General features: G+C 65.9%; 5 protein-coding genes and 3 pseudogenes. 5 read left to right on the top strand and 3 right to left on the bottom strand.

The window, feature by feature from the left end; translation table 11 throughout:
• A pseudogene (locus tag ACFFR3_RS06705) lies at positions 1-315 on the top strand (hypothetical protein); the annotation flags it as partial.
• 86 nt (positions 316-401) lie between these two features.
• Here ACFFR3_RS06705 and ACFFR3_RS06700 read toward each other — a convergent pair.
• Positions 402-1,193 (bottom strand): inositol monophosphatase family protein, encoded by a 792-nt coding sequence (locus ACFFR3_RS06700; protein WP_345395020.1) that lies wholly within the window; start codon positions 1,191-1,193, stop codon positions 402-404.
• A gap of 162 nt (positions 1,194-1,355) precedes the next feature.
• A pseudogene (locus ACFFR3_RS06695) lies at positions 1,356-1,679 on the bottom strand (DUF5919 domain-containing protein); the annotation flags it as partial.
• Between ACFFR3_RS06695 and ACFFR3_RS06690 the strand changes: the two are divergent.
• The 4 genes and pseudogenes from ACFFR3_RS06690 to ACFFR3_RS06675 all read left to right on the top strand — a co-directional run.
• Positions 1,583-2,719 (top strand): annotated as a pseudogene (locus ACFFR3_RS06690) (replication initiator); the annotation flags it as partial. The pseudogenes ACFFR3_RS06695 and ACFFR3_RS06690 overlap by 97 nt on opposite strands.
• A 12-nt stretch (positions 2,720-2,731) precedes the next feature.
• Positions 2,732-2,938, top strand: coding sequence for a helix-turn-helix domain-containing protein (locus tag ACFFR3_RS06685; protein ID WP_345395018.1), 207 nt, complete (start codon positions 2,732-2,734; stop codon positions 2,936-2,938).
• The gene (locus ACFFR3_RS06680) at positions 2,938-3,750 is read left to right on the top strand and encodes a tyrosine-type recombinase/integrase (protein WP_345395015.1); all 813 of its coding nucleotides are present in this window, start codon (positions 2,938-2,940) and stop codon (positions 3,748-3,750) included. Before ACFFR3_RS06685 ends, ACFFR3_RS06680 begins: the two co-directional genes overlap by 1 nt.
• Positions 3,747-3,971, top strand: coding sequence for a hypothetical protein (locus ACFFR3_RS06675; RefSeq protein ID WP_345395012.1), 225 nt, complete (start codon positions 3,747-3,749; stop codon positions 3,969-3,971). Before ACFFR3_RS06680 ends, ACFFR3_RS06675 begins: the two co-directional genes overlap by 4 nt.
• Positions 3,972-3,998: 27 nt before the next feature.
• Here the strand turns inward: ACFFR3_RS06675 and ACFFR3_RS06670 are convergent, their stop codons facing one another.
• Positions 3,999-4,211 (bottom strand): DUF6980 family protein, encoded by a 213-nt coding sequence (locus ACFFR3_RS06670; protein WP_379482770.1) that lies wholly within the window; start codon positions 4,209-4,211, stop codon positions 3,999-4,001.
• Between the last annotated feature and the right edge of the window lie 65 nt (positions 4,212-4,276).

Genomic DNA, 4,276 nt, shown 5'->3' with positions numbered 1-4,276 from the left:
GTGCCCTGCCCCCTCCCGCTCGCCGAGTGCGTCACCCTGCGCAACGCCCGCGCCGCCGGAGCACCGCCCACCTCCCCTGCCGGGCCCGTCACCGTCCAGCGTGTGGTCTGCAGCCGCGGCCACTTCCAGGTCGTCGGACAGAAGATCCAGGTCGGACGGGTCCACGCCCGCAAGATCCTGGACGTGACCGTGGACGACACCCACATCACCGTCCACGACAACGGCGAACCCATCCGCGTTGTGCCTCGAACCACCACCCAGGAGATCACCCGGATCAAGTCCCAGGCGCATACTAAGAAGCGAAAGATCGGCTAGGAGTGTCAAGCATCATCCGATGCCAAAGCGTCAAGCATCAAGTGAGACCAGACATCCGGTCGCACATCCGGTCGCACACCGCGGCCTTAGCGTGCCTCGGCAATGAGTTCCACGAGGTCGGCCACGAGCTTGGGGCTTGCTGCGATGGTCGCGTGGGCGGTCATGCTGTGTGGGCTTCCGTCGAGATCGACCACCGTCGCTCCGGCCTCTCGGGCGATGATGACCCCTGCTGCGGTGTCCCAGGGGTTGTTGCTGAGCATGATGTTCGCGTCGATCCTGCCGTCCGCAACCCACGCCAGATCGATCGCGGCCGAGCCGAACATCCGGATGCGCTGGACACGTCCGGCGAGTTCTTCAGTCAGGGCGAGACGCGGCCGGTTGCGCTCGTCGGCGTTCTCCCCTACGGCGTAGTCGCCGATCGCCACGATCGCGCTCTGCAGCTCGCGGGCATCGCTGACGCGGATCTCGGAGCCGTTGACGACAGCGCCAGCACCTTCGGCCGCCGAGTAGCGGAGGTTGAGGAACGGCAGGTCGATCACTCCGAGTGTGGGCGTGTCCTTGTCGACCAGGCCCAGAGAGACGCCGCAGAGCGGGATGCCGTGCAGGAAGTTGGCAGTTCCGTCCACGGGGTCCAGCGCCCACATCAGGCCGTCGCCCAGGTGGCTGACGCCTTCCTCCTCGCCAAGGAATCCAATCTCAGGACTCTCGCGGGACAAGAACTCCCGCACGGCATGCTCAACGGCGTAGTCCACCTCTGTCGCCATATCCCGGTCACCCTTCGCCGTGACGACGCCGGGAGCCTTGGTACGGATGATCTCACTGGCGATCGACACGGCGCGCTCAGCGATAGGGAGAAGGGTCCGGGCGTCGATGGTCATACGGGTTTGCTCCGCTCCCACATATCCCCTTAGCACCTGGTCGAAAATGGGGAACAGCCCTCTTCGGCGGTGTTGTCTGTGATTACAAAGGTAGGTGAATCGACTCCGCGCCTGCGGGAGGTACGGCTGGACCACGCACAACGCCCGGTCCACGATGAGCAAGTTGAATCGGATCGTCTCGCCGTAGGGGTGGAGCTCAAGGCGCTGGGCCGATGTGGTGTCGAGTCGATCGCGCAACCTGGTCAGCATGCTGATGTTGAGCGCTGTGAGGGTCGTCAGGGTGCTGTCGGTGTAGCCCTCTTCTGCTTCGCGGGCGCGGATCGCTTGGCCCTTCGGGTCGAGGAAGAGGCAGCGGATGCGCGTGCCGGAGTCGAGCAGACGCTTGAGCTGGCGACGTGCTCGGTCGTACGCGGTCCAAGCGCGTCCGCTCCACCAAGCGCCGCCAGGACGCGCCCGACCTGCCCAAGCGAAAGATGGCCAGCACAATCCTGGGCCGGACCTTCGAGGCGGCGGACGGCAAGACCTACCGGCCTTCTCTGTTCGTCACGCTCACCCTGCCGAGCTACGGCAAGGTCATGAACGGCGCTCCCGTCGATCCGGCCACGTATGACTACGTTCGGACGGCTCGTGACGCGCTGCACTTCTCCAAGCTCGTGGACCGGTTCGTGCAGAACCTTCGCCGCGTCGCTGGCTACGACGTGCAGTACTTCGCCACGGTGGAGTCTCAGAAGCGGCTCGCTCCACACCTGCATATGGCCATCCGGGGCACCTTGCCGCGCACCGAGATGAAGCAGATCGCGGCGGCCACCTATCACCGAGTCTGGTGGCCTCAGGCGGATGAAGTCCGTTTCGAGGGCGACCACCTGCCCATATGGAACGACGGCTACGTGGATCCCGACACGGGCGAGGTCCTGCCCACCTGGGACGAAGCGCTCGACCAGCTCGGCGACGAGCCCATGCACGTGATCCGCTTCGGCGATCAGATGGACGTGAAGGGTGTGCTCGCCGGGTCGCCGGACGCCGACCAGTGCATCCGGTACCTGTCCAAGTACCTGACGAAGAGCCTCGGCGAGACCTTGGACGACCAGGCGCAGCGGGAGCACGCGGCCCGCTTCGTCGATGCCCTGCGCTACGAGCCGTGCTCGCCGACCCGCCCGAACTGGCTCCGGTACGGCGTGCAGCCCAAGAACGCCAAGCCGGGGATGGTTCCCGGCCGCTGCCGGTCCAAGGCTCACAAGCCCGAACACCTCGGCTACGCCGGTCGCCGGGTCCTCGTCTCCCGGAAGTGGAGCAACAAGACGCTCGCCGAACACAAGCAGGACCGCCGCACCTGGGTCCTGGAAGCGCTCGGCCAGGCCGACGAACCGACCGACCCACACCGCTACGTCTGGCAACCGGTCAGGCCGGGCGATCCCGAGGTCGCTCCGATCGGCGTCCGGCTCCTCAGGTCCATCGCCGAACGGCAGCGATGGCGGGCCCACCTGAGACGCCTCGAAGAACTTTCGGCAACTCCGCAGGCAGCCTGAGCGGAGGAGATCTTGGACCAACTGTTCACCGTCCCGGAAGCGGCCGAACTGCTCAGCACCTCGGTTCGCTTCGTCCGCCGACTGATCGCCGAACGCCGGATCGAGTTCGTCAAGGTCGGGCGGCACGTCCGCATCCGAGAGTCCGCACTGATCGCCTTCGTCGTCGCCGGGACCGTCGCGCCCATGACGACCTGCGACGCAACCGGGAGGGCCGCCTGATGGCGAACAAGGAGAACCACCGCCGTTTCGGCAACATCCGCAAGCTGCCCTCAGGGCGGTTCCAGATCCGCTATCCCGGACCGGACGGCCGGACCCTGATCGAGGGAAAGATCCTCGCCGGGACGTGGACCGACCCTGAGCGGGCCAAGGTCAAGCTCGCAGAGTATTCGGCAACCTGGATCGACCAGCGTCCCGGGCTTCGGCCGAGGACGATCGACCTCTATGGCTGGCTGCTCAAGAAGCACATCACGCCGTACCTCGGCAACGTCTCGCTCGGCAAGCTCTCCACCGCAATGATTCGGCAGTGGCGGGCGGCTCTGCTCGGCAAGGGCGTCTCGGTCAGCATGGCGGCCAAGGCGTACCGCCTCCTCCGTGCCGTGCTCATGACGGCGGCCGAGGATGACCGGATCATCTCCCGCAACCCGTGCCGAATCCGCGGGGCCGGCGACGAGCACGCCGAAGAGCGACCGGTCCTCTCCGTCGGGCAGGTCTTCGAGCTGGCGGACAAGGTTGGGCGCCGCCCGGTGGGCAGCATTCGAGGGCTCAAGAGAGGTGAGGGGCACCGCATCCGGTTCCAGCGGCATGGCGAGATGCGGACCTACCCGGAGGTCTTCCCGACGCGAGTGGAAGCCGAGCGGGCGCTGTGGCGAATGATCGACACCGGGCAGGCCGACTGCACACACGATCGGCGCTACAGAGCCTTCGTGCTCCTGGCCACCTTCGCGAGCCTGCGATGGGGCGAGCGGAGGCTGTACGGGAGATCGGCGTTCCGGGGCTGCACTTCCATGATCTCCGTCACACGGGCAACATGATCGCGGCGGACTCGGGAGCGGGCCTCAAGGACCTCATGGCACGCATGGGACACGACAACGTCCGAGCCGCGATGATCTACCAGCATGCAGTCCGGGGAGCCGACAAGCTGATCACCGAGGCCATCGACAAGCACCTCATCGGGCATCAGAAGAGAGAAGACAACGCCCAGAGCGACGCGGATGACGACGACGGCCCGGCCGCCCTGACGACGGTGAGGTGAATGCGACCCGCTTCGCGCCGTGCGAGATCAGGACTGCAGCCAGCGTCCATCTTGATATTCGACCGGGATCTCGTCATCTCCCGGCTCGATTCCCAGTGCTTCGAGCGCATCGAACCACCGGTCCCGCTGAGATTCGGGAAGGCGTGTCCCGCACCAGGGACAGAACGAGATGATGATGGAGGAGCTGCCGCCATCGTGGATGAGCAAGCTGTACTCGACGAACTGCTCGTTGAACCTGATGAGCAGTTAGCGTCCACGGGAGTGGTGTACGGTTTTGAACCCGTTCGTCACCTTGATGCCCGCGA

Source organism: Nonomuraea salmonea, from assembly GCF_042428605.1.
Classification (GTDB): domain Bacteria; phylum Actinomycetota; class Actinomycetes; order Streptosporangiales; family Streptosporangiaceae; genus Nonomuraea; species Nonomuraea salmonea.
The sequence above is the reverse complement of the archived record's forward strand: the minus strand, read 5'-3'. Positions and strand labels throughout refer to the sequence as shown.

What these genes read in the sequence shown, in the direction of transcription:
- ACFFR3_RS06680 (WP_345395015.1), top strand. Translation starts at nt 2,938, where the DNA reads ATGGCGAACAAGGAGAACCACCGCCGTTTCGGCAACATCCGCAAGCTG.
- ACFFR3_RS06700 (WP_345395020.1), bottom strand. Translation starts at nt 1,193, where the DNA reads ATGACCATCGACGCCCGGACCCTTCTCCCTATCGCTGAGCGCGCCGTG.
- ACFFR3_RS06675 (WP_345395012.1), top strand. Translation starts at nt 3,747, where the DNA reads ATGATCGCGGCGGACTCGGGAGCGGGCCTCAAGGACCTCATGGCACGC.